Annotated in this window: 2 protein-coding genes; both read left to right on the top strand. The window is 63.7% G+C overall.

Annotated elements, in window-relative coordinates; translation table 11 throughout:
• Entirely contained in the window at positions 1 to 1305 is a 1305-nt protein-coding gene (istA, locus tag ACFPFQ_RS48215; RefSeq protein WP_379630056.1) for an IS21 family transposase, read from the top strand.
• Positions 1302 to 2102, top strand: an 801-nt coding sequence (gene istB / locus ACFPFQ_RS48210; RefSeq protein WP_379630055.1) for an IS21-like element helper ATPase IstB, incomplete at its 3' end; no start/stop codon positions are given. The genes istA and istB, both read left to right, overlap by 4 nt.

Raw genomic sequence — 2102 nt, 5'->3', positions numbered from 1 at the left:
GTGCTGAAAGTGGAGGACTGGGCAGAGATCCGTCGGCTGCACCGAGCCGAGGGCGTGCCGATCAAGGAGATCGCCAGGCTGCTCGGGCTGGCACGCAACACCGTCCGCGCAGCGTTGCGGTCGGAGCGGCCACCGCGCTACGAACGACCTGCTCGAGGCTCGGTGGCCGACCCGTTTGAACCAGCGATCCGGGCGCTACTGGCCCGCTATCCGAGGATGCCGGCACCGGTGATCGCGGAACGGGTCAACTGGCCGCATTCACTGACCCCGTTGAAGAACCGGTTACGCGATATCCGCCCGGAGTACATCGGAATCGACCCGGCTGACCGCGTGGTATACGAGCCCGGGCAGATCACGCAATGCGACCTGTGGTTCCCCGAGACGAAGATTCCCGTCGGACGCGGCCAAGAAAGGATACTTCCCGTGCTCGTGATGACGTTAGGGTTCTCCCGGTTTCTGACCGCAACGATGATCCCGTCCCGCCAGGCCGGGGATATCCTGTCCGGCATGTGGTCGTTAATCTCACAGGTCGGGCGGGTGACCACAACATTGGTGTGGGATCGTGAATCAGCAATCGGTGGCACCGGCCGCGTGACCGCACCGGCAGCAGCCTTTGCCGGAACCCTCGCGACACGGATCCGCCTGGCCCCGCCACGAGACCCAGAGTTTAAGGGTATCGTCGAACGCAACAACGGATACTTCGAGACATCATTCCTACCCGGGCGCGAGTTCGCCTCACCGGAACACTTCAACACGCAACTCGGGGACTGGCTAGTCCGGGCTAACCAGCGCACGGTGCGTTCCCTTCAAGGCCGACCGGTGGATTTCCTGGAAACCGACTACCAGTCGATGATCCCGTTACCGCCGATCGAGCCACCGATCGGACTGACACATCGGATCCGGCTGGCCCGGGACTACTACGTTCGCCTCGACACCGTCGACTACTCCGTCGACCCCCGCATGATCGGCCGGTTCGTCGACGTCACCGCCTCACCCGCCGAGGTCATCGTTTTCTGCCAGGGCCAGGTCGTGGCGCAGCACCGCAGATCCTGGGCCAAACAGGCGGTGATCACCGACCCCCAACACGTCATCCACGCACGGCAGATGCGCCGCGACCTCACCCGCGAACGCCACAGTGGACAGACCACCACGACCAGCGACCGGCAGCACGATGACGGGCACATCGTCGAACTCCGCGCCCTCCCGGACTACGACGCACTATTCGGCGTCGACTTCACCCCAACACCCATTCCGCCCATGCCGTCACCACCCGACACCACGGAAAGGGAAACCACCCCATCATGATCACAACAACCCCGCGAGCTCCCGGCCCACCAGACCAGATCGCGTCAATGATCGCCTACCTCACGCGTGTGCTGAAGATACCAACGATCAGCAAATCCTGGGAAGACCTCGCCGCTCAAGCCCGCGACGAAAACTGGTCCCACGAAGAGTACCTCGCCGCGCTCCTGCAACGTCAAGTGGCCGACCGTGAATCCGCAGGATCGATCATGCGGATCCGGACCGCGCACTTCCCCGCAGTCAAAACGCTGGAGGACTTCAACCTCGATCACCTCCCCTCCCTGCGCCGGGACGTCCTCGCGCACCTGGCCACTGGCACATTCGTGGCGAAATCCGAGAACGTGATTCTGCTCGGCCCGCCCGGGATCGGGAAAACCCACATCGCGATCGGTCTCGGCGTCAAAGCAACCCACGCCGGCTACTCCGTGCTGTTCGACACCGCCAGTAACTGGATCGCCCGACTCACCACCGCACACAATTCCGGACAGCTCGACATCGAGCTGAGGAAGATCCGCCGCTACAAGCTGATCATCATCGACGAGGTCGGCTACATCCCGTTCGACCAGGACGCCGCGAACCTGTTCTTCCAACTCATCGCGTCCCGCTACGAGCAAGGCTCAGTCATGGTCACCTCGAACCTGCCCTTCGGACGGTGGGGCGAGACCTTCTCCGACGACATCGTCGCCGCAGCCATGATCGACCGCCTCGTCCACCACGCCGAGGTCCTCACCCTCACCGGCGACTCCTACCGCACCCGCCAACGCCGCGAGCTCCTCACCAAGGACAACCGCGCCAGCAAC

This window comes from Pseudonocardia sp. GCM10023141, from assembly GCF_042653605.1.
This window is presented reverse-complemented; position numbering and strand designations above follow the sequence as displayed.